At 77.8% G+C, this 270-nt stretch carries 1 pseudogene; it reads left to right on the top strand.

The features are described 5' to 3' along the window. Positions 1-270 (top strand): annotated as a pseudogene (locus G3I53_RS19200) (GntR family transcriptional regulator); the annotation flags it as partial.

Genomic DNA, 270 nt, shown 5'->3' with positions numbered 1-270 from the left:
GCCCGCGCGCGGGCGCTGCGGTCCGTGCTCGCCGACCACCCGGGGACCGTGCTGATCGAGGACGACCACGGGCACCACATCGTCGACCTCCCGCCGCACCCGCTCGCAGGAGCCACCCCCACCTGGGCGTTCGTGCGGTCGGCGGCGAAGGCGTACGGCCCCGACCTGCGGCTCGCCGTGCTCACCGGCGACCCGGTCACCCTCGACCGGGTGCGGGGACGGCAGCGGCTGGGCCCCGGCTGGGTGCCTCTGCTCCTGCAGCGCGCGGTC

This window comes from Streptomyces sp. SID14436 (assembly GCF_010548465.1).
Taxonomy (GTDB): Bacteria; Actinomycetota; Actinomycetes; order Streptomycetales; family Streptomycetaceae; genus Streptomyces.
The sequence above is the reverse complement of the archived record's forward strand: the minus strand, read 5'-3'. Positions and strand labels throughout refer to the sequence as shown.